The organism is Streptomyces sp. CB00455 (assembly GCF_001905445.1).
Taxonomy (GTDB): Bacteria; Actinomycetota; Actinomycetes; order Streptomycetales; family Streptomycetaceae; genus Streptomyces.
The window spans coordinates 271393-292098 of sequence record NZ_LIVQ01000007.1 but is presented as its reverse complement, the minus strand read 5'-3'; the positions used below and the strand labels follow the sequence as shown (position 1 = coordinate 292098).

20 protein-coding genes are annotated in these 20706 nt (G+C 70.4%); 6 read left to right on the top strand and 14 right to left on the bottom strand.

Annotated features, from left to right (window positions below; all coding sequences use genetic code 11):
* Positions 1–47: 47 nt before the first annotated feature.
* From AMK16_RS26665 to AMK16_RS37570, 3 genes are all read right to left on the bottom strand, one after another.
* Positions 48–1268, bottom strand: a complete 1221-nt coding sequence (locus AMK16_RS26665; RefSeq protein ID WP_073919887.1) for a GNAT family N-acetyltransferase — start codon at positions 1266–1268, stop codon at positions 48–50.
* Between the two features lie 187 nt (positions 1269–1455).
* Entirely contained in the window at positions 1456–1701 is a 246-nt protein-coding gene (locus AMK16_RS26660) for a hypothetical protein (RefSeq protein WP_073919886.1), read from the bottom strand.
* Positions 1702–1754: 53 nt separating this feature from the next.
* Complete coding sequence (locus AMK16_RS37570; RefSeq protein WP_242438918.1) at positions 1755–1883, bottom strand: ester cyclase; 129 nt, start codon at positions 1881–1883, stop codon at positions 1755–1757.
* A 658-nt stretch (positions 1884–2541) separates the two neighbouring features.
* Here AMK16_RS37570 and AMK16_RS26655 point away from each other — a divergent pair.
* Both AMK16_RS26655 and AMK16_RS26650 read left to right on the top strand, forming a co-directional pair.
* Entirely contained in the window at positions 2542–2961 is a 420-nt protein-coding gene (locus AMK16_RS26655) for an FKBP-type peptidyl-prolyl cis-trans isomerase (protein ID WP_073919885.1), read from the top strand.
* 504 nt (positions 2962–3465) lie between these two features.
* Positions 3466–4002 (top strand): hypothetical protein, encoded by a 537-nt coding sequence (locus AMK16_RS26650; protein ID WP_073919884.1) that lies wholly within the window; start codon positions 3466–3468, stop codon positions 4000–4002.
* A 399-nt stretch (positions 4003–4401) separates the two neighbouring features.
* On the opposite strand, the gene AMK16_RS26645 is transcribed toward AMK16_RS26650, so the two are convergent.
* Together AMK16_RS26645 and AMK16_RS26640 are read right to left on the bottom strand one after the other, a co-directional pair.
* Entirely contained in the window at positions 4402–5064 is a 663-nt protein-coding gene (locus AMK16_RS26645; RefSeq protein WP_073919883.1) for a rhomboid family intramembrane serine protease, read from the bottom strand.
* Between the two features lie 297 nt (positions 5065–5361).
* Positions 5362–5853, bottom strand: a complete 492-nt coding sequence (locus AMK16_RS26640) for a hypothetical protein (protein ID WP_073919882.1) — start codon at positions 5851–5853, stop codon at positions 5362–5364.
* Positions 5854–6088: 235 nt separating this feature from the next.
* Here AMK16_RS26640 and AMK16_RS26635 point away from each other — a divergent pair, with 235 nt between their 5' ends.
* The gene (locus AMK16_RS26635; RefSeq protein ID WP_073919881.1) at positions 6089–7357 is read left to right on the top strand and encodes a PD40 domain-containing protein; all 1269 of its coding nucleotides are present in this window, start codon (positions 6089–6091) and stop codon (positions 7355–7357) included.
* 430 nt (positions 7358–7787) lie between these two features.
* The gene (locus AMK16_RS26630) at positions 7788–8549 is read left to right on the top strand and encodes a MerR family transcriptional regulator (RefSeq protein WP_073919880.1); all 762 of its coding nucleotides are present in this window, start codon (positions 7788–7790) and stop codon (positions 8547–8549) included.
* Between the two features lie 308 nt (positions 8550–8857).
* On the opposite strand, the gene AMK16_RS26625 is transcribed toward AMK16_RS26630, so the two are convergent.
* The 7 genes from AMK16_RS26625 to AMK16_RS26595 all read right to left on the bottom strand — a co-directional run bounded on the left by AMK16_RS26625 (position 8858) and on the right by AMK16_RS26595 (position 16514).
* A complete protein-coding gene (locus tag AMK16_RS26625; RefSeq protein WP_073919879.1) occupies positions 8858–10240 on the bottom strand; it encodes a S41 family peptidase in 1383 nt (460 codons plus the stop codon).
* A 414-nt stretch (positions 10241–10654) separates the two neighbouring features.
* Positions 10655–11773, bottom strand: coding sequence for a DUF6923 family protein (locus AMK16_RS26620; RefSeq protein ID WP_073919878.1), 1119 nt, complete (start codon positions 11771–11773; stop codon positions 10655–10657).
* A gap of 491 nt (positions 11774–12264) precedes the next feature.
* Positions 12265–13026 (bottom strand): ATP-grasp domain-containing protein, encoded by a 762-nt coding sequence (locus AMK16_RS26615; RefSeq protein WP_079191773.1) that lies wholly within the window; start codon positions 13024–13026, stop codon positions 12265–12267.
* A 245-nt stretch (positions 13027–13271) separates the two neighbouring features.
* A complete protein-coding gene (locus AMK16_RS26610) occupies positions 13272–13796 on the bottom strand; it encodes a hypothetical protein (protein ID WP_242438917.1) in 525 nt (174 codons plus the stop codon).
* Position 13797: 1 nt separating this feature from the next.
* Positions 13798–14382 carry a TetR/AcrR family transcriptional regulator gene (locus AMK16_RS26605; protein WP_073919876.1) on the bottom strand — a complete coding sequence of 195 codons (585 nt, stop codon included), beginning with the start codon at positions 14380–14382 and terminating at the stop codon, positions 13798–13800.
* A complete protein-coding gene (locus AMK16_RS26600; RefSeq protein ID WP_073919875.1) occupies positions 14375–15211 on the bottom strand; it encodes an alpha/beta fold hydrolase in 837 nt (278 codons plus the stop codon). The genes AMK16_RS26605 and AMK16_RS26600 overlap by 8 nt, the downstream gene beginning before the upstream one ends.
* A 427-nt stretch (positions 15212–15638) precedes the next feature.
* Positions 15639–16514, bottom strand: a complete 876-nt coding sequence (locus AMK16_RS26595) for a LysR family transcriptional regulator (protein ID WP_073919874.1) — start codon at positions 16512–16514, stop codon at positions 15639–15641.
* Between the two features lie 98 nt (positions 16515–16612).
* On the opposite strand from AMK16_RS26595, the gene lpdA reads away from it, so the two are divergent.
* Complete coding sequence (gene lpdA, locus AMK16_RS26590) at positions 16613–18073, top strand: dihydrolipoyl dehydrogenase (protein WP_079191731.1); 1461 nt, start codon at positions 16613–16615, stop codon at positions 18071–18073.
* A 35-nt stretch (positions 18074–18108) separates the two neighbouring features.
* Here the strand turns inward: lpdA and AMK16_RS26585 are convergent, their stop codons facing one another.
* On the bottom strand, positions 18109–19086 hold the full coding sequence (locus tag AMK16_RS26585) for a quinone oxidoreductase family protein (protein ID WP_073919873.1): 978 nt from the start codon (positions 19084–19086) through the stop codon (positions 18109–18111).
* Between the two features lie 110 nt (positions 19087–19196).
* Here AMK16_RS26585 and AMK16_RS26580 point away from each other — a divergent pair, with 110 nt between their 5' ends.
* Positions 19197–19589 (top strand): ArsR/SmtB family transcription factor, encoded by a 393-nt coding sequence (locus tag AMK16_RS26580; RefSeq protein ID WP_073919872.1) that lies wholly within the window; start codon positions 19197–19199, stop codon positions 19587–19589.
* Between the two features lie 323 nt (positions 19590–19912).
* On the opposite strand, the gene AMK16_RS26575 is transcribed toward AMK16_RS26580, so the two are convergent.
* Positions 19913–20698, bottom strand: a complete 786-nt coding sequence (locus AMK16_RS26575; RefSeq protein WP_073920037.1) for a hypothetical protein — start codon at positions 20696–20698, stop codon at positions 19913–19915.
* Between the last annotated feature and the right edge of the window lie 8 nt (positions 20699–20706).

Here is a 20706-nt window from a genome sequence, read left to right as displayed (position 1 = left end):
CGTGTAGCCCGGCCCACCAGCCTTCTGCGGAGTCGGCAGGTGCGCGGTCAAAACCATTGCAGACAGTGCGGGGAGCGTTCGGCGCGGAAGAGAGCGTCGGCGAGCGCGGGCGCGCCCGGGCGGTGGGCCCGGATGTGGCCGGCGCGCACGAGCGTGCTCGGGGCGGTGCCGCCGAGGTAGACCGAGCCCAGGTCCCTCACGTCCAGGGACAGGTCGGGCTCCCGTTCCGTCGGGACGCAGTCGGCCTTGCCGTTCCGGACGGTCAGCAGATAGCGGTCGCGCTCGCCCAGGAACGGGTCGTCGACGTCGAGAACGAGCTCGCCGTCCGTGAACCAGCCGCGTGCGGTCAGCGCACCCGGGACGTCCAGCAGCCGCACCCAGAGCCAGTCGGTGTCGCCGCTCAGCTGACTGGCGTTGAAGTCCGCGAGCTGCCAGCGCAGCGGGTGGTCGGGCGGGAAGTGCTTGAACACGACCTGATCGACGAGGTCGTGTACCAGTACGAACCGGGCCAGGGCCGAGGAGACGGCGTCGTCGATGGCGATGGTCTCGTCGACCGTCAAGGTGTCGGACTCGCCGAGCGAGTAGCTGGCGTATCCGTCCGGGACACCCTCCGCGTCGCGGTGGACGGCGACGTAGCGCGGTGCCGGAGAGACCGGGGGCTGCCCCGCGCCCAGGGCCCACCAGCGGTGCGGCCGGGACAGTGCGCCGGGCTGGGCGCGGCGGTACCGGTCGTAGACCTCCTCCAGGATGCCGCCGCACTCGGCACGCCGCAGCACCTCGACCGAGCCGGTGGCCGGGGCGTCGGCCCCTGCGCGCGCCCGGGGGCGGGCGAGGGCGGCCCGGTGGCGCGGCACCGTCAGCCGCCGCGTGTAGGTCGCCGGACCGTAGCCGAACCTGCCGTAGATCAGGGCCTCGGAGGCCAGCAGCACGGAGAGGAACTCCCCTCGGGCGCGCAGCGCGGCGAGCTGATGCCGCATCATCGCGCTGAGTACGCCCTGGCGTCGGTGCGAGGGCAGGACGCAGACGCCGGTCACCCCGGTGACCGGGACGAGGGCCCCGCCGGGCAGGGTGAGCTCGAAGGAGTACGCACCTGCCGTGCCGACGGGCCGCCCGTCCGCTGCAACGGCGAGCAGGTTGCGGTCCATTTCGTACGCCGACCACAACAGCCCCGCGCCCTCGGCCGGAGATTCCCGCAGGCGCCCGAACGCGGCAAGGATCGTGTCGACGAAGACCTCGCGGTCCTGGTCGGTCGTGGGACGGATCTCCATCACCGCTACTGCCTTTCCGGGGTGCCGGCACCACTGCTGTGGCGCCTGGCCACAGTGCGGCGTCGATCACTTGAGGGTGCTACCACGTGCCGAACGCGGCTGCCGCCACCACCTCGCGCCCGAACCGCCTTCAGGACGCATCCGCTTCCCCGGGTACCGGGCGCACGAGGTGGCGCATCGTCGCGTCCTACTCCTCGGGGTCCCAGGCTATGAGCTGGTCGAAGAGGCTTCGGTCGCCGTCGAGCTCCAGGGAGTCCAACGCGATACGGCCGTAGAAGACGAGGACCAGCTCACCGGCCGTGCCCCGGAGGGAGGCGCCCGCCGCTGCCGGGGCCTCGCCGACAGCGGTGCCGGGCGTGGGGATGCGGGCGGCGCCACATCCCTGAGCCCCCGGCCAGGGTCTGTTGTGAAGGTGCTGGTCACAGCCATTCATTGATGGCTGTGACCAGCGCGGTCACCGCGTGGCTACTCAGTCTTCGGCCACTCCTATCCAAACTGGAGCAAGAGACCGAGGCGGTCACTCACGGCACGGATCTCGATGATCTTGCCCTCGGCCAGGGTGAAGATCCAGATCGCCTCGTTCTCGAAGCTCCGGCAGTTGGCTCGGGCATGCACGGGTGGGTCCCACGCGTCGAACGGGGCAGCCAATCGCCGAGTTGCCACCACGCGAGGTCTTGGCGCTCGCGGTCGAGGGGGACCAGCTGGTGGGCGAGGTAGCCGAGCGGGCTTTCGCCCCGCGCCGGGTCCGAGCACGGCGCCCTGGGCTGTGGGCCGACAGCGTCCCGTTCCGGGGCGCGGCGCCGGTAGACCGCAGGCACGAAACCCGCCGGCAGGTGTTCGTCCAGGCTCTTCACCGAGGGGAACCGGGTGGCCTCCAGGAGGTCGGCGGGATTCCGGTCGGGTGGTCTGGCTGCACAGGCCGTTCCACCCCTGCCCCGACCGCCGCGGCGGCGCCGGGCGCCGGGGCAGGCGGCTCCGGTCGGGGCGGCGGTCCTCTCCACTCGCTCACCGGCAATCCGCCGCCCATCAGGGGGGCGGGTGCATGGGGCGGCCGGCAGCCACCCCGGACCCGCACGCACCGTAGTCGGCGCCTCGGAACACGACGGACATCGGCTCACCCTGGTGAGGTGAAGCGCCTGTGCGGGGCCCTCGCAAGGCTCCTTACCGGACGTCTCGAAGATTGCCGTAGCGTGATCACCGGCTGCATGGAGTGTCCATGCGTCCGGCTGGTCCGTACGACGGCTGTCCGGCGGCGAGGGATGGGCCAACCGCAATGGGTGAACTGACGAAGCCTGAGATCGATGTTCCGGAGGGTGATGCCCCCACCGAGCTGACGACCCGGGACCTCGTGGTCGGGGACGGGGCTGAGGCCAAGCCGGGCCGGGTCGTCCAGGTTCACTACGTCGGGGTCACGTTCGAGACGGGGAGGGAGTTCGACTCCTCCTGGGACCGGGCCCAGCCGTTCAAGTTCGCCGTGGGCGGGGGCAAGGTCATCAAGGGCTGGGACCGGGGCGTGAGGGGAATGAAGGTCGGCGGTCGGCGGGAGATCATCGTTCCCCCGCGTCTGGGCTACGGGAAACAATCGCCCTCCCCGTTGATCCCGGTGGGCTCGACACTGATCTTCGTCGTGGACCTGCTCTGCGTCTGGGGCGGGCCCACCAGTGGGACATCGGGATCGACTCGCTCGGCCTGACCTGGGGCAAGCTCGCAGTCACGGCCGGCGGGGGTGAAGAGGATCGCGCGGTGGCCGTCGAACTTCTGTTGAACAGTCCGCGAGTACTGTCCGGGGCCATGCGGATCACGGGCTGGCGGGGCCCTTCACTCGCCGCGAACGCGACGTGGCCCCCGGTGGCCACGCCGTTGACCAAATGATCAAGGAGTTCAACGGCCTGTTCACGCGGCTGACAAGGGCTGGACGACCACCGTGTACCCGAGGGCGAGCCGTTCCTGCTCGCCCCGGGAGGCCGCCCGCCGTATGGACCATCACCAGCACGTACTGCCCGAGCGGCTGCCGCAACTCCGCAGTGCCCAGCTTCAGCCCCAACGCATGCACCCTGAAGCGCACTTCCTGACGACCGCGACCACCAGGGCAGCGAGGCCGAAGGCCCGGATCGGCGGCAACCCGCCCGGGCATGCGGGGACGGAGGAGGGGTACTCGACCTCAAAATCCCCTGTGCAGTCCGGGAGTTGATGGCGTATGAGAGCAGTGAACGTGTGGCTTGCCGAGCATGTGTGGGCTCAGGTCCTGCTGACCGTGGCCCTGTCCACGACGGTCATCATGGTGATCAGCCCCGGCCGTTCCCCCCTCGAGGTCCTCCTGCCCGTGGCCACGGCGTCACTGGGCGGCCTGGGCATCTTCCTGGCCCGGCGGCGCAAAGAACAGCGTGCGGCCCGCACCTCCACCCGGGAGTGGGCCTCGCTGGACGACCGGCTCCGGCACGGGGAGGTACCGCAGGAGGCGGACGAGCGCGCGTCCATGCGGCGGCTGGTCCAGCAGCGAGCGCACACGACCCGGCACCGCCGGCTCGCCCTGGCTTTCCTGTACGTGCTGTTCCTCGGCATCACGGTCCTCGTGGGCGCCTCCTCCGGCATCCGCCAGAGCCTGGCCTTCGGCCTGTTCTCCCTGGTCTTCCTCACCTGGGCAACCTGGCAGAGCCTGCGGCAGCGCCGTGTCCTGCAGGAGATGACCCGGGCTCTCGGGGCGGCCCCGGACCCCGGTCCGGCCCCGCACTGAGCTTGCGCGCCGAAGCGAGCAATCCCCGGGACCGGGCAGGGCCACCACTCCGCTTGACCGTGACAGCGGTGGGGTGCTGGTCAGGCTACTTGCGTGACCTCGGCGGGACTCCGCCACCAGCCCCGGGCGCAACAAACACCACGTCCAGGGCATCACGGCTCCCCCACGCCGATGCAAACCGCACACCCTCCCACGGATGCCCGGGCATCGGGCCCCGATGCCCGGGCCCGATGCCCGCCCCCTGCTGAGCCTGCGCCGGGCGCCGCCGCGGTACCGGCCGGCCGACCACGCCCAGGCGTCCGGGTGGTAGCGGCCGAGGACGCGGATCTGCGGGCGGGCGAGGGTGCCCGCGATGACGCCGGTGACCGCTTCGGTGATGTCTCTGCGGGTCACACTGAGTCAGGCCGCCAAAGCTGAGCGGGCGAAAGTTGCTGCCAGCCCGACTCCCAGCAAGCTGCCGACGAGGAGGCCTACTCCGTGGTTGTTGGAGAGGAGACAAAGGACAAGACCTGCGGCGGGGATGAGGCAAGCCACTCGCCGCACGGCGACGGCGCTGCCACGTACCGCGTACCACGTGGCCAGTGCGCCCACGAGGCCGCAGATCGCCACCGAGTCGCCGCCGCCTTGGCGGCTCCAGCCGGCCATGCTCACCGCCTGCGCCGTCACACCGCTTGTCGCGAAGACCAGCAACATCCGCCAGGATCCGAACCGCCGCTCGGTGATCGGAGCGACAACGGCCAGCGAGACGAGGTTGAACAGGAGTTGCAACCATCCCGACGACTGCACCGTCAACGCAGTCACAGCTCGCCACCACGCACCACCGGGGTGCCGCTCCAGCGCATCGATCATGGCGGGGACAGCCAACTGGGCCACACCGAGCGCCGCCATGATGCCCACCAGCGCCGCGGCGGCTCTCGGGACCGGCCGCCGCCACGCCCGCAGCAAGGCCAGCGGAGCAGGCGCCTCCTCACAGTCCTCCAGGGCGAGCGTCACCAAGAGCCGGATGCCCACCGTGACGACGATTGCCGCACACCCGTAGAGCAACACACTGTGCATGTTCATGATCGAATCCTGTCAGACACTGCGACGCCTGCAAGCGTCCGCAGTCGCACCCCCGGCCCGTCAAAGACGCCGAAACCACCGGTCGCCAGCCAAAATCTACGCACGCGCGCATGAGCCGAGCATCCCGGCGGATCCGGCGCGGTCGCGACAGGTTTCCGGCCTCTCGGTGGGTGGCCGTCTCGGACAGCGGGCCCCGAAGCCCTGTCAGGATCGCGTGGCAGAAACCTGCTGCCATCGAGATCACTTGGCGATCGGTCAAGATCACCTGTCGGAGGACACCGCCGGCCGATGGGGGGTCTAGCAGCTGGGAAGGGCGTGACGCGGTGGCCGGTTTTCGGGCACCTGCGTGCGGAGGCCGGCGCGCGTGGGGCTCACACCAGCAGCGGGCCGCCGCAGCGCTCCGCGCCGTCCTTCGTTGCGATCAGATTGGCCCGGGGCGGCCACGGACGCACAGAAGTCGACGGGCATCCCGGCCAACCGTGGATCGGTGGTCGCCGCGATGGAGGCCTCCTGGCGCACCCTTCGCCAGGTCGCGTCCACCCCCTGCAGGGCCGGGGTGACCATCCCCAGTCCGATGACGGCGATCTGCGCGCCGCTCACCCACCGACAGCCACGGGGACGCCACCTGGCATCGATTGCCGCTGCCACCTCGACGAGCGTGGCGTCCTTCCCACGTCCTCGCCGCTCACCTGGCCCGACCCCCTCCTGCACGATCGCGGCGAGCTCGGCCACCGCCAGGGAGTCCAGCTCCAGATCGGCCAGGCTGACACCGGCCCGCACATCGGCCACACACGAGACGTTTCACCAAGATCTGTGCCGCACCCCGCAGTGGGCGCGAGAGGAGCCGGAACCCTGCCCTCACCAAAGGGGGGATGGTCGGCGGATACCCGCTCATCCGCGACGGGACCCGCGCCCGCTCCCCCGATGCCCGTGGTCCTCGTCGCGGTTCGGCAGCTGAGCCAGGCCCTCGCGCAACAGCATTACAATCACCATTTTCTGATCAAGTGTCTGACGGGGGATGGGCATGCAGTTCACGCATCGGGTGTCGGCCTTCGCAGCGGCAGTGCTCGCGCTGCCGCTGCTGGCGGCCTGCGCCAGCAGCGGCACGACAGGGACGACGGGGGCGACCGGGACCGTGCCGCCGGGCAGCGGGGCACCGGCAGCCCCGAACGCGGCCGGCGGGAGCACCGGCGACGCGACGTTCCGTGGCAAGGACCTGGTGATCAGCGCTGGCTGCACCGTGCCCGCCTCCCGGCCCGCCACGGTGTGGGTCCAGGGATTCGACCCGTCCACCTGGAAGAAGGTGGCCTCGGTGGAGTTCACACTGCCCGCTCAGGCGGTGATCGACAAGCGGGACGGGGAGGAACTCAGCGCCCTCTACTCCTTGTGCGCGGAGAACCTCCCACACGAGGAGCCGGCCGTCGGCCTCGCAGCCTCCGACATGGCCTTCGGCCCGCGGGTCCGGCAGCTCTTCGACCGCGACTTCACCAAACTCGCGGTCGTCACCGCCGACGACAAGGCAGGCGCACGCCACGTCGGATACGTCGACCGCACGGGCAAGTTCACCGACCTCACCGGGGACGGCAGTGGCTTCTCCACCACCCCGAAGGAGCAGGACGCCCTCTTCGCCCCCGACGGCGAAAGCGTCTGGTTCACCCACCTCGACGCCACCCGCCAACAGCACATCGCCAGCCGCTCCACCTCCGGGACCCACCAGCTCACTGAACAGTGGGCCAGCGAGAAGCCCGCCACCGTCGACAGCATCCTGATGCTCGGGGGCACTCCGCTGCGGGGCGTACTCGGCGAGAGCCCGCGCTTCAGCCCTGACGGCAAGCGCGTCGCCGATTTCATCCTCGGGCGCGGCCGCAGCATCGCTCCCGTCACCGCGAACGGCCCGTTGCCGACCAACAGCGCCGTCCCCCTGCCCGACTTCGAGTGCCAGCCGTCCGGGTGGCTCGACGACCACACCCTGCTCTGCGCGCACGACGCGTCAGGTCGTGACCTCAAGCACGTCAACAATTTCTGGACGGTCGACGTCGACCGGCTGCGCCCCGAGAACTCCAGCCAGGCCACGGACGGCGCGGGCCCCGACCTGCTCCCGGTGACCGACCGCAAGAACCTCCCCCTCGCCGTCTCATCGGACGGCAAGCGCCTGCTCTTCCGCTCCGTCCAGGGCAAGGTCGAGCAGCCGTACGTCACCGCCCTGACCCCGGGGGCCCAACCCCAGCAGATCAGCGCTCAGGACGCCGCCACCGCACTCGGGTACGGCGACGTCGTCCTTGAATGGCGTTGAAGCCACGACGCCGAAGATCAGATTGAACAACTACACCACGAAGATCCTTGGGATCTGGGTCGAGCCATGGGGCGAGGACTACTGGATGCGCCTCGACGAGCAGTTGACGGCGCATGACTCCGGATAGGTGCTCGGTCATTCGTCCCGGCGGCCGGCGGCTCCGCCGGAGCCGGCTGCGGCGGAACCAGCTCCGGGCCCAGTGCCTGCACTGGGTCTTCGGCGCGTGGTCAGGTGGCCGGGTGGGAGTTGTCCCTTCGTTCGGTGAGTAGGTCGCGGACGTGGGGCCAGTCGTCGCGGGTGACGGAGTACAGGGCGGAGTCGCGTCAATTCCGCAATCTGGTGCCGGTTCCGGCTTGCGGTTTCCGCTGCGTCAACTTCTACCGTCTTCGGTGTGGCCGGAGAGACCGGCCCGGTGATGGGAGGCGGGGCAATGGCCTGGTCGATCGCGGATGTGGCCCGGATGTCCGGGGTGACGTCCCGGACGATGCGGCATTACGACGACATCGGTCTGCTGCCGCCGGCGTGGATCGGGAGCAACGGGCACCGCTACTACGAGGAGGCCGATCTGCTGCGACTGCAGCAGATCCTGCTGATGCGGGAGCTGGGCCTGGGACTGCGCGAGATCCAGGGGGTCCTGGACAGCCAGGTCGATCAGCTGGCCGCGCTCCGCGCGCACCACCGACGGCTGCTTGCGGAACGCGACCGGTTGGAGACGCTCGCCCGCACGGTCGGCCGCACCATCGCCGAACTGGAGGAAGGGAAGGACGACAGCGACATGGCAAAGATCAACAGGCCGGAGAACCTGTTCGAGGGCTTCGAGCCCGGTCGCCACGAGGCGGAGGCGCGAGAGCGGTGGCCGGAGCAGTGGGAGCAGTCCCAGCGAGCCATCGCGGGGATGACCCCCGAGGATATGGAACGGTGGCAGCGTGAGGTGACGGCGCAGATGATCCGCATGGCGGCGTTCATGGTGGCCGGCACACCCGTCGCCGATCCCGCGGTGCAGGCCGAGGTGGACACCCACTACCAGGGCGTGTGCCGGTTCTGGACCCCGTGCGCGGCCGCGTACAAGGGACTGGGCCAGACCTACGTCGACGACCCTCAGTTCCGTACGAATTTCGACAGGATCACCGACGGACTGGCGCTCTACCAGCGCGACGCGATGGCCGTCTACGCCGATGCACGGCTGAGCTGACCAACGGCTCACACGGCCGGGGGGGCTGCAGACCCCTGGCGGCAAGCATCGGCGGATACCACCAGAACGACCGGACCACCACAGGCCACCCGGCACGGAGCCGAGAAGAGTTCAGGGTGACCCGGTGCGGAGACACCACGGGGGTGTGGGTCCGCACCGGGCATCACCGACACCCTCTCGTGGGCTCCCTGCCGGTGCCGGTGCCGGTGTCACCACCGGTCGCTTTCCCCGAACCGACCTCGCCCCTCCCAGCAGGTTGAAGAACAAGCCAGGCGGGCGGGGCCTGGGCGCCTGCGGGATGAGCCGTCCTAGTCCCGCAGGACCTTCACGGCCCGGTCGAAGGCCGAGTCCTTGTTCTGGTCGAACTCCTCCGTGGTGAAGACCGGCTCGGTGAGGTGCGGCGGGATGCCCGTGCCGTCGAAGGTCCTGCCCGACCGGGTCAGCATCTCCTCGTTCGGCAGCCAGACCGACATGCCGTTGGGGAGCTTGCGCACCATGACGTCCGAGAAGACGCCCTGCGTGGGCTGCCCGATCCGCACAGTCCGGCCGGGCCGGTCCATGAGGGCCTGGGTGAAGGTCTCTCCCGCGCTGACCGTCGAGCCGCCGGTCAGCACGGCGACCGGTCCGACGTAGCGCGGGACCTGGGCGGGCGTGACGTACAGGGGTTGGGGACGGGTGTGCCGGGTGGGGTCCGCGGGATCGTTGCGGGCCCGCTTGGAGTAGGCGAGGTAGGGGGTGTCGGTCAGCCGCCCGGCGATGTGGAGCCCCATGGCGTCGGAGCCGCCGCCGTTGACCCGCAGGTCGATGACCAGGCCCTTCAGGTACCGGGTGCGCTCCTGACCGAGGACCGTGTCCAGCGCCTTGTCGAGCTCGGCCAGCTCGGCGGCGTAGGAGGCCTTGCCGCCCGCGTAGCCGCCGAAGCCGGAGATCCGCAGGTAGCCCTGCCCGCCGGGGAGGTCGGCGTAGGTGATCCGCCCGGCGGCGAAGTCCTGGATGTTCCGGGCGTTCTTGAGGTCGCGCTCCACGACGAACTTCTTGACCTCGGCGTCGAGCTTCCCGTCGGGCCGGACGGTGCCTGGGCGGACCTGCGCGAAGGCCCGGTCGGGGTCGCCGTCGCCGTCGCCGTCGACGTCCCAGACCGCGATGTGGGCGTCGTGGAGCGGCTCGACCATCTTGCTGAAGACGGCGAAAAGTTCGTCCGGGGTCGTCCCTTCGTGGACCGTGGGCCGGTACCGGTCTCGTACGGCGTGCCAGTCGATGCCCTTGGCGGCGAAGAAGGGGTAGTTCTCCTCGAAGGTCTGCCAGAAGACGTCGAAGGAGGCGACGGGACCCCCGGGGGCGGAACGCGTGCAGGCGTCGGGCAGTTCCGTCATCCGGCGCACATTCCGCTCGCCGACGTCGCCGTCGAGCCGTACGGAAGCGCGGTCGCGGTCCCCGCGGGTGCCCACGGTGAGGACGGTGCCTCCTGGCATGGTGTAGGCGCCGGGGCCGGTCTGCCGCGCGGTGTCGCCCGCGATACAGCTGACGGCGGTGGTCTGGTACTCATGGAGGGTTCCGTTCCGGATGGACAGCACGGTGCCGTAGCCGTCGGTGCGCCAGATTCCGTCGGTGGCCGGCTGGTGGGCGGTGGCGGCCGGCGCGGCTGCGCCGACGAGGGCCAGGACGACGGCGGTGGCCGTGACGATGCGCACGATCTTGCCTTCTCTGTAGGCGAACTTGCCGGGTACCGCCCCACCGTCGCCGACACGGCACCCACCGGGCCATCCGGCTGTCCGGACGATCGGGGGTGGGGCCAGCCCCCGCTACTCGCGGTATCCCGGGGCCACACACCTGGCAACCGGCGCGCCACAGCGGGCGTTCCGCGCCTCCCTGTGCTTCCTCGTCGAGGGCCTCGACATCACCGGCGAGCGGGGCGTGGAGGCGATCTGCTTCACCGACACCCCCGGCTCACCCAGCCCGGCACCCTAGGCCACGTCCCACCCGTCGAGTACGAGACATTCAGAGGCCCTCTCGGGCTGGAGGTTCCACTTCGATGTGTCGTAGATGTGTGGGAGGTGACGCCTGGCATCGATCCGCGACCGAGGTGGTTGTCCAGTCGGACGTGATCAGCGGCTGGGCAGGCGTGTGGCCTTGAGGCCGTCGAGGGGGTACTCCTGGGGCAGGTGAGCCGGGTCGCCCGGGACGGTGATCTGTACGGTGATCGGCCGGGACGTGCCCGCGGCAAGGAACTGGTCGTTCTGGGACTGCAGGTATGCCTTGCCGTCCTGGGCGATGACATCGACGCCGGATGCTTCGGCTTTCGCGCCCTTCACCGTGGGCAGGTCGAAGGAGATCCGGAACCTTTTGACGTCCTCGGCTTCGCCGCTGTCTTTGGTGACGGCGGTGAGCGTGAGATCGAAGCTGTACACCCTGCCCCGGGGCTCGCTGCTCTCCCACGTCCGGTTGAACTTCTTGGACACGGCGATCTCGTCATAGCTGGGCGGGACCGGCAGGGGGGTGATACGCCCGGCCCCGTTCACGATCTCAAGGTCGCCGACGGGCACCCTTCCCCGCCCGATGCGCTGCGAATGGTTGGGGGTCGCGGCCGTGGTCAAGTCGAGGTGGTTGACGTTGCCCGCGGAGTCGACCGCGTAGAAGTTGCCGTCCTGGTCGAAGAAGGTGGCCGAGTAGGACTTGCGCGAACCTGTCGCGGCGCTGGCTTCCGCCGGCGGGAAGACCCGCTCCTTGAGGACGGTCTTCATGGGCTGCCGGCTCGGATCGACGAGCAGCAGGTCGCCGTTGTCGCCCTCCACCGAGATCAGCCGCCCGTCCCTGGGGTGGTAAGCGAAGTCATCCCACCGGCCGCTTCCCGGTGCGTTCCGAGGCATGGCCTTCCGGGCCGCCACGTCGATGGCATAGCTGGGTGCGTCAGGGTTGCCGACGGCGAAGAGGATCTTGCCGTCGGGATCCATGTCACCGTCGAACCAGGGTCCGTTCGGCAGCCCGTCGATGACCTGGTCCTTCAGGGTGCCGGCCGCCACGTCGATGGTGATGAGCTTGTTGTGGCTCACCGCCAGCAGCAGCGGTTCCTTGTCATCGCCGCGGTACTGCGCGCCCATGGCGGTGTAGCCGGGCTCGTAGGGCGGGACATTGTCGACGACGCGGGTGTCACCGTCGATGGGGTCGAAGCGGTAGATCCGGGTGTTGGTCCTGCCGACGGCGAGATACACCTTGCGGTGAGCCATGACCTGGGCGTCCTTCCACGAGACTGAGGGACCACTCATGATCCGCTCACGCTCACGAACATCGCAAGCACCCTACGTGTCCGTTCGAACACAATGAGCCACCACTGAGGGCATCTGGGCAGCGGGAGATCACCATCGGGAGGCGGTGGTCGTGATGGGCAGGGTGGATAGCCATGACCGCGGCCTTTGCCGTCATCGGTGCCGGGTTCGCCGCGGTGGTGGTCACAGCCACCGGGACCGTCGTCGGCGATGCGCCGACCGGATACGCCGGGGTCCTCGGTGGGCCCAAGCAGACTGCCAAGGTTCGCCTCGTACCCGGCCTCGGTCTGCGGATTCGGGAACGGCGTGCCGACGCAAGACGGCTGTCACCAAGATCGGTAGCGGCCTGCGGGATCCGCGTAGCTGAAGCGCAGCAGTTGTCCCGGAGCGGCACGGCACTGGGCGCCGAGCCTCGGGGCGGCACGGTTGTTGTCACTGGTCACACCGGCATCTCAGCCGGCGAGGTGAGCGTCCTCGATGTTCTGGCAGAACCGGCGGTCTCGCTCCGCCATCTGTGCCCGCGGACCAGCTGAGCGCAGGACGACGTCCAGTACCCGGTCAGGATCCGCGGCATAGCAGTTGCTGAACCACGCCATGTTCGCCTCGACCACCGCCCACTGGTCGGCGGCGCCGTGCTCGGGTGCGGCCAGGAGCCCGACGTCCACCACCACCGCGCTGGGCAGGCCATCGCCGCATGTGGCGAGGAGATCATCCGCGAACTCCAGGACAGCGTCTTCGTAGCGGTGCCCGTCCAGCCGCTCGGCGTCGAGACGGCCGAAGGTGGCGTACTGCGAACCAGTGCGGACCTCGCCGTCCAGGAGGTACAAGCGAAACTCCGCCGCCCAGGTCACCACGTCGCTGATCTGTACCGGCACGTCCAGTGACAGCTCCGGCCGTGTCGGGAGGCAACTGCCGCTGGCGTAGACGGCGGCCGGGAAGCTCTTGTCACTCGGCGGCTTGACGAACGCCGGCCGGGACAGACAGCACGCCTCGCCCAGGGTCGCCATGGCGATGCGCCGTCCGGTGTACTCGCGGGGCAATGTGGCCAGCCAGTCGTCAGACGGCTCCAAGAGTGCGACCTCAAGGGCATCCACGACGCGTGTCGCGAAAGCGGGGCCGCCATAGTAGTGGCCACCGCGCCTGCCCATGGCGGTGCCCACACCGCCATGGGCGGGAAGTACGTCTACATCCATCCCCCGCCGATGCGCCGACATCGAGAGCAGCTCGGATGTCGTGGTGTACTGCGGCGCCAACGCCAGGAAATCATGCTCCGTCACAATTGCTGACGATGCCACCGATTGGGCCGAACAGTCCACAGCAGTCCGGCTGCCTTCGTGACGCTCGGCGGGGCCGCCCTCTACATCAGAGCGCAGACGTGGCGCGGAAGGACCTGTTCGACGACCTGCCCACGGCGCGGCTGATCGTACAGTCCACTCTGACAGAGCCCAGGTCTCCGCGGTCACCGGCGCGCTGGGCGCTCAGCTTGATCGTGGGTCGCACTCATCAGGGCTCGCCAGCGCGGTAGCTCGGTAAACGGCACGACCAGGCACAGGACGGTCACCGTTGCGGCGATCCACGTCCCCCACAGCGCCCACGCAGACGCTGCCGCCGCCACCAGATGGAGCACGACCAGCAAGATGGTGACGATGCCCGGCACCGCAACGGGGGCGTCTGCGCCGGGCCGGTCGCCCGGGGTGCTGAAGACGGCAGGCAGCCCGATCAGCAGCAGGACGGCGCCGATCGCCAGCGGGATGGAGTGCGGCCACAGGGCCCAGGGGGTGCACACCCAAGCGGTCAACTCGCCGGCGAAGCGCATGCCGCCTCGGACGTAGTCGTGCCCCGGCGGTTGCGTCCTGGTCCTCACGGTGCTGACGGCGGCCTCCCGACCCCGGTCGGCGAAGGGCGCCTCGGACAACGGTTCGGCCGGAGTCTTCCCGTTCACAGGTATCTGTGGGGCGGACAGGGAGGGATCGGTGGCGGCCATGTCATCCTTCGGAGGCGTGATCAGGAGGGTCGGCCTGGAAGCCGGCGATCAGGGTGTCGACGAGGAAGTGGAAACTCCGCGTGGCGTCGCGGGCCATCCGGAAGCCGCCGGCGCCCTCAAGGGTGACGAACCCGTGAAGTGCTGACCGCAGCGCCCGTGCGGAGTCCACTACCCGCTCGTCGGGCAGGCCGAAACCGGCGAGGACGTCGAGCAGGACCTGCAACGCCGCTTCGCTGACGCGGCGGTCCTCCTCGTCACCGGCCGCCGGAGCGGGGATGGTGGCGGCGTAGCGGCCGGGATGCTCCAGGGCCCAGTGACGGTAGCTGTCGGCGAACGCCCGGACCGCGTCCGGGCCGGAACGGCCGACGGACTTCCGGGCCAGCTGATGGGCGAATTCACGCTTGGCCTGGACGGAGATGCCGTGCCGCAGTTCGTGCAGGGAGCCGACGTGCTTGTACAGGGACGGCGGCCGTACGCCGAGCCTGTCGGCCAGCAGACCCATGGTCAGGCCCGCCAGACCGACCTCGTCGGCGAGCGCCGCTCCCGCCGCGACGACGGCGCTCGTATCGAGGCCCGCCCTAGGCACGGGCGTGTGCTTTCAGGAAGGCCAGCATCAGGGACGCCGTCTCCTCGGGGTACTGGTCGTGCGGGTAGTGGCCGGCTCCCTCGATCACGGCGAGCTCTCCGAGACCGGCCGGCATCGCAGCCACGATCGCTTCGCCCTCGGCGCGCGGATCGACCCAGTCGGGGTCGAGCGAACCCTGCACGATCAGGGCAGGGCACCGTACGTTGCCCAACTGGGCGCCGGCGTCGGTCGGCGCCGACTGCCCCATCTTCTGCATCGCCCGCATCCGGCCGGGCTCGCCCAGCATCGCTTCTATGCGGGCCAGGCGGTCGGTCCAGTCGGCCGGCTTGCGGCCCGGGTAGGCGTGGTCGAGATAACGGGACCACAGTCCCACGCTGCCGAACAGGCTGGCGCCGAGCAGCCGGAAGGCACCCTTGCGGTAGCTCTTCGAGCGGAAGTCGCCGAGCTTGATCGACTGCGCGCGCGTGAAGGGGCCCAGCTCGATGATGCCCCTGACCAGGCCGGAATCCTGGGCGGCTGCGATGGTGGCGGCGCCGCCGGAGATCGAGTGGCCGACCAGGACGGCCGGGCCGCCGTCGATGTGGCGGATCACCGCGAGCAGATCGCCCGCGATGTCGGTGCGCGAGTAGGAAGGCCACTGCGCGCTCGACTCGCCGCAGCCCCGCAGGTCGACCGCGGCCACTCGATACCCCGCCGCCGCCAGACGCGGCAGGACGAACCTGTACGCCGCGCGGCTGTCCCCCATGCCGTGGGCCAGGACGACCAACGGGCCTTCTCCAGCGACCTCGTAGGCGATGGTGCCGCCCGGGACGGAGACGAACTCAGCCATGACATCTCCCTGCTCGTTAAGCGCAATAGCTATAAGCTAATGCGACTAGCTAGAAGCTAATGCCAGTAGCCAAGAGAGTCAACCCCGGCCGGGTGCCAGGCGAGGGCGAGGGGGGAAAGTCCGGCTCAGTCCGGGGTGGAGCGGTAGGGGAATGAGCTGACGCGCAGCTCGGCCGGGTCCGCGTCGTCGTCATTGCGGTGATCCCCGTTCGGGAGGCGCCTTCCCGATCCCCCGAGGGCCTCTGCGTGCGCGGGGCAGGCATGCCCGCTCAGCAGCCGGTGCTGAAGCCGGCCAGTACTTGCCCACTCCTCGCGCTCCGGCGGCGAACCGGAAACGGACGGGATCAGTCGAACTGGCGCTGACAGTTGGGCCGTTACCCCTGAGCAGCCCACCGCTGCGGCCGGGACATCACGCCTGAGACGATCAGTTAGGGCGTTTCTTCCAACAGGTCCGTGAAAGACCGGGCCGCGCCGGTCAGGGGCTGCCGGGAGAAGACCGCCAGGGGGCGGTGCCACGGCGGGTCGACCGGGAGCAGGACACAGTCCTCGCCGATCGCGCTGCGGGCCAGGTGGGCGGGGGCCGCCACGATGCCGATGCCCGCGGCGGCCATCCGTACGGCGGTGGAGGTGTGTTCCGTATGCACCGCGGTGCGCGGGGTGAACCCCGCCAGGCCGCACACCCGGTCCAGGAAGGGTTCGCCCTGGACCCGCGGTTCCATGGCGCAGCGGATCCAGTCGCGGTCGGCGAGTTCGGCCAGGCGGACCGCGGCGCGCCCCGCGAGCGGGTCGTCGAAGGGGACGACCAGGACGATCTCCTCCCGGCCCGCCGGGATCAGCGGGCCCGTCCAGTCCTTCGGCTCCGGGCCCACGGCGAGGTCCGCCGCGCCGCGCTCCAGCTGTTCCTCCAGGGTTTCGGTGGAGGCGTACTCGCGCAGCACCAGCCGGACCCCCGGGTGCAGGGCGCGCCAGCGGGCGACCACGCCGGGCAGCAGGCCGACGGCCAGCGCGTGGACGGTGGCAACGTGCAGTTCGCCCCCGGCCGCCCCGGTGGCGGCGCGGGCCGCGCGTTCGGCCTGGCGGGCGCTGCGTACGGCGAGTTGCGCGTGCGGCAGGTAGGCCCGGCCCATGGCGGTGAGCCGGACGCCGCGCGGCATCCGTTCGAGCAGGTCACCGCCAAGGGCTCGTTCCAGCGCCTTGATCTGGTGGGACAGGGCGGGCTGGGTGACGTACAGGATCTCGGCGGCCCGGGTGAAGGAGGACTCCTCCACGACGGCGAGGAAGTACTCCATCTGGCGCAGGCTCATGATGGGCCATCATGCGCTACGAGCCATGAGGGACGTACATGGAACCTACAAGATCATTGACTTGGACTCCCCGCGGCCCGGCGCCGCACGCTGGAGCCATGAACACAGATGGCGTGACCGGAGCGACCGTGACCGAAGCAACCGTGACCGAAGCAACCGTGACCGACGTGATCGTGATCGGCGGCGGAACCGGCGGGTACAGCACCGCCCTGCGCGCCGCGGCCCTCGGCCTGAAGGTCGTCGTCGCGGAGCGCGACAAGCTCGGCGGCACCTGCCTGCACCGCGGCTGCATCCCCAGCAAGGCGATGCTGCACGCGGCGGAACTCGTCGACGGGATCGGCGAGGCGCGCGAACGGTGGGGTGTGAAGGCGACCTTGGACTCGGTGGACTGGTCCGCGCTGACCGCCACCCGCGACGACATAGTCGGGCGCAACCACAAGGGCGTCGAGAGCCACCTGAGCCGTGCCGGGGTCACCGTGGTCCGCGCCGCCGCGCGGCTGACCGGGCCGCGTTCGGTACGGACCGAGGACGGCAGGGAGTTCACCGCCACCCGGGGGATCGTGCTCGCGACTGGATCGCGGCCGCGGCTCCTGCCCGGTCTGGAGCCGGACGGCAGGACCGTCGTGACCAGTGACGACGCGCTCTTCGCCCCCGGTCTCCCCGAGTCGGTGCTGGTGCTGGGCGGCGGGGCGATCGGAGTCGAGTACGCCTCCTTCCACCGCTCGATGGGCGCGGAGGTCACCCTCGTCGAGGCGGCCGGCCGGCTGGTCCCGCTGGAGGACGTGGACGTGTCCCGCCACCTGGCGCGGGGGTTGAGGAACCGCGGGATCGACATTCAGACGGGGGCCAAGCTGGAGGGCGCCGTGCGCACGGCCGACGGGACCGGGGTGCGCGCCACCGTCCGCACCGCCCGCGGCGAGCTGCGTGAGATGACCGCCGAGCGGCTGCTCGTGGCGGTCGGCCGGGTGCCGGTGACGGACGGGCTGGACCTGGAGGCGGCCGGAGTGGCGTTGGACGAGCGGGGGTTCGTGGCCCCCGCCGACTGGTCGCGGCTGGAGACAGCGGTGCCCGGCGTCCACGTGGTCGGCGATCTGCTGCCGCCGCCCTCTCTCGGGCTGGCGCACGCCTCGTTCGCGGAGGGGCTGCTCGTCGCGGAGACCCTGGCGGGGGTGGTGTCGGCCCCGGTGGACTACGCGGCGGTGCCGCGGGTGACCTACTCCTCCCCGCAGACGGCCGCCGTCGGACTCACCGAGGCGCAGGCACGGGAGCGGTCCTACGACGTGGTGGTCAACTCGATGCCGCTGACGGCCGTGGCCAAGGGCATGGTGCACGGGCAGGGCGGCGTGGTGAAGGTGGTCGCCGAACGGGACGGGCGGGTGCTCGGGGTACACCTGGTCGGGCCGCACGTGTCGGAAATGATCTCGGAGAGCCAGCTCATCGTGGGCTGGGACGCCGAACCGGCCGATGTGGCCCGGCACGTCCACGCCCACCCGACCCTCTCGGAAGCCGTCGGCGAGGCCTTCCTGAGCCTGGCGGGCCGCGGCCTGCACCAGCAGTAGATCCGGTCGGACCGGGGAGACCTGGGTGTATGCGGTCAGCCGGTGGCGCGCAGCAGCAGCTTGCCGGTGGAGGTGCGCCCGCCCATCAGCCTGTGGGCGCCGGCGGCGTCGGAGAGGGGGAATTCGGCGGTGACAGGCAGGGACACCGTGCCTTCGGCGACTGCGCGCAGGGCGGCTTCGGTCAGGGCGCGCACGGCGCCGGGTGCGCTCTGGGCGAGCGCCAGCACGGAAAAGCCGCTGATGGAGCGGCCCTGCGCGTACAGTTCGGGCTGCCCGACCTGCCATGGCGCGGCGCCGCTGGCGTTGCCGAACGACACCAGGCGCCCGAAGACGGCCAGTGCGCCCAGCCCGCGGCGCAGCGTGTCACCGCCCACCGGGTCGAGGATCAGGTCGACCCCCCTGCCGCCGGTCGCGCGACGGACGTCCTCGGCGAAGGTGTCGGCCCGGAACACTTCGTCGTAGCCGTGCCGGAGGGCGTAGTCGGCCTTGGTGTCGGTGGAGACCACGCCGTACACCGCGCCGGCGCCCGCCGCCCGCGCGAGCTGCCCGACCGCCGTGCCGATGCCGCCCGCCGCGCCGTGCACCAAAACACTCTCCCCGGCGCGCAGCCGCCCTACCTCATGGATGAGGGCGTGCGCGGTCGGCAGCACGGTCGGCACTGTGGCCGCGATCCGCAGGCCGAGTCCGTCGGGCAGTGCGAACACGGACGCGGCCTCGGCGACGACCACCTCGGCGTAACCGCCCCCGTTGACGAGCGCGGCCACCTCCTGCCCCGCCCGCAGCGCCTCGACGCCCGCGCCGACCGCCCTGATGCGCCCGGAGACCTCCAAGCCGGGCCGGTGGGGCAGCGACGTGACCCGGTAGCCCTCGGCGCGCGCTTTGATGTCCGCGAAGTTCACCCCCGCCCAGGCGGTATCGATGGTCACCTGGCCCGGTCCGGGCTCGGGAACTTCGGCCTGCACGACCTGTAGTACCTCGGGGCCGCCGTAGGTCTGGAACTCGACCGCACGCATGCGTGAACCACCCTTCCATCAATGTTCAACGGGAAGCGAACATCGCCCAATGTAAGATGGATATCGAACATTGCACAAGCAGGTGTGACCGCCACGAAGGAGCGAGAGGCATGTCGGACCAGGCTCCACCCACGGGACACAGACCGGCGCCCGTACACACCCACCCCGACAACGTCCCCCTCCTCTCTGCGCTCTCGGCTCTCGCCGACCCCGTACGCATCCAGTTGGTCCGCGACCTGGCCGGCCACGCAGACTGGACCCTCAGTTGCAGCGACTTCGACGTCCCCGTCGGCCGGGCGGCCAAGAGCCACCACTTCGGCGTCCTGCGCGACGCCGGCCTCGTAGAGCAGCGCGACCAGGGCACCAAGCGCTTCAACCGGCTGCGCCGCGAAGAATTCGATGCACGCTTCCCCGGCCTCCTCGACCTCACCCTTCGCACCGACGACACCGCCCGAACAGCGACCAACCCTGTGCTCAACCCTTCCGGGACGGCCCTGAGCTGACTCCCCCGGCATGCAGCGCTTGGGTCACCGCGGCCGGCGACTCGGACATCGGCGGGATCCACCCGTAGGTGGCCGGGTTCTGGGCAGGCCATCCCCCGTAGAGGTACAGGTCAACAGCTCGCCGTCGAGGACCAGGCCGTCGGGAAGCTGCTGCTCCACGGCCACCGGATCAGGGAAACGCTTGGTGTCGGTCCGTCGTGATCGTCGCAGTGCGCGGTCTGCCGGGCAGCGGCCGCTCCCGCCGGCGCAGGCACGCGTCGCAGACCAAGCCCGGCCGGCGACCGGCGGGGACCGGCGACCAGGGGCCGGGAGGAGGGCCGTCCCTACGGTGACCCCCCTGCCTGCACCCTCGTCCTGCGGGACCACGGGGAGCGGGAAGGGCGGTGAGTGTGGAGGACGAGGAGCGCCAGGGTGCCGGTCGCAGCGGACCAGGTGAGGGAGAGCAGGCCGTGGGACCAGGGGGCGTGCGGGGTGAGGGCTGCACTCAGCGCGAGCTGGTTCACGCCGTACAGAGGAAGGGCGGACACGCCTGCCACATCCATGAGCGTGTTGAAGACGGGATTCTGCAGGCCGGTGTCGACCAGGCTGAGCATGATGATGAGGAAGAAGCCCTCCAACTCGCCGTGGACCAGAGAGCCGAGCAGAAGGCCGATGCCGCCGTAGGCGAGGCCGGCGCCTGCAAGGGCCAGCGCCAGGGGGCCCGGATGGCGTACAGGCAGGGAGATCCACAGCAGGATCGTGGTGTAGCACGCCAGCAGAGCGGCGGTGAGGGCGACGGCAGCAAGTTTCGCCAGCAGTATCGGCAGCCGGGGGTAGCCGGCCAGCAGCAGGCGGCGGTCCATCTGCCGGGACTGAAAGGTCTCTGTGAAGGTGATGAAGCCTGCGACCAGAGTGACGGCGCCCAGCGCGCTGGCCACCTGGCCCACCTGGCTGGCCCGGGCGGAGACGGAGGCGCTGATGGCGGCCAGCCAGATACGCACCACTTCGTCGGACGTGCACAGGCGTGCCACGGTGATCCAGACCGGAATGAACGCGACCGCCAGAGCCAACGCCAACCGGTTGCGCAGATGGCCCAGCAGAGTGCAGCGCAGCAGTTCGGTGAAGGCCATCCAGAAGA

Excerpts from the sequence above, each read along its gene's own strand:
- AMK16_RS26665 (WP_073919887.1), bottom strand. The coding sequence starts at position 1,268 with ATGGAGATCCGTCCCACGACCGACCAGGACCGCGAGGTCTTCGTCGAC.
- AMK16_RS26660 (WP_073919886.1), bottom strand. The coding sequence starts at position 1,701 with ATGAATGGCTGTGACCAGCACCTTCACAACAGACCCTGGCCGGGGGCT.
- AMK16_RS26655 (WP_073919885.1), top strand. The coding sequence starts at position 2,542 with ATGGGTGAACTGACGAAGCCTGAGATCGATGTTCCGGAGGGTGATGCC.
- AMK16_RS26650 (WP_073919884.1), top strand. The coding sequence starts at position 3,466 with ATGAGAGCAGTGAACGTGTGGCTTGCCGAGCATGTGTGGGCTCAGGTC.
- AMK16_RS26645 (WP_073919883.1), bottom strand. The coding sequence starts at position 5,064 with ATGAACATGCACAGTGTGTTGCTCTACGGGTGTGCGGCAATCGTCGTC.
- AMK16_RS26635 (WP_073919881.1), top strand. The coding sequence starts at position 6,089 with ATGCAGTTCACGCATCGGGTGTCGGCCTTCGCAGCGGCAGTGCTCGCG.
- AMK16_RS26630 (WP_073919880.1), top strand. The coding sequence starts at position 7,788 with ATGGCCTGGTCGATCGCGGATGTGGCCCGGATGTCCGGGGTGACGTCC.
- AMK16_RS26620 (WP_073919878.1), bottom strand. The coding sequence starts at position 11,773 with ATGGCTCACCGCAAGGTGTATCTCGCCGTCGGCAGGACCAACACCCGG.
- AMK16_RS26615 (WP_079191773.1), bottom strand. The coding sequence starts at position 13,026 with ATGTCGGCGCATCGGCGGGGGATGGATGTAGACGTACTTCCCGCCCAT.
- AMK16_RS26610 (WP_242438917.1), bottom strand. The coding sequence starts at position 13,796 with ATGGCCGCCACCGATCCCTCCCTGTCCGCCCCACAGATACCTGTGAAC.
- AMK16_RS26600 (WP_073919875.1), bottom strand. The coding sequence starts at position 15,211 with ATGGCTGAGTTCGTCTCCGTCCCGGGCGGCACCATCGCCTACGAGGTC.
- AMK16_RS26595 (WP_073919874.1), bottom strand. The coding sequence starts at position 16,514 with ATGAGCCTGCGCCAGATGGAGTACTTCCTCGCCGTCGTGGAGGAGTCC.
- lpdA (WP_079191731.1), top strand. The coding sequence starts at position 16,613 with ATGAACACAGATGGCGTGACCGGAGCGACCGTGACCGAAGCAACCGTG.
- AMK16_RS26585 (WP_073919873.1), bottom strand. The coding sequence starts at position 19,086 with ATGCGTGCGGTCGAGTTCCAGACCTACGGCGGCCCCGAGGTACTACAG.
- AMK16_RS26580 (WP_073919872.1), top strand. The coding sequence starts at position 19,197 with ATGTCGGACCAGGCTCCACCCACGGGACACAGACCGGCGCCCGTACAC.
- AMK16_RS26575 (WP_073920037.1), bottom strand. The coding sequence starts at position 20,698 with ATGGCCTTCACCGAACTGCTGCGCTGCACTCTGCTGGGCCATCTGCGC.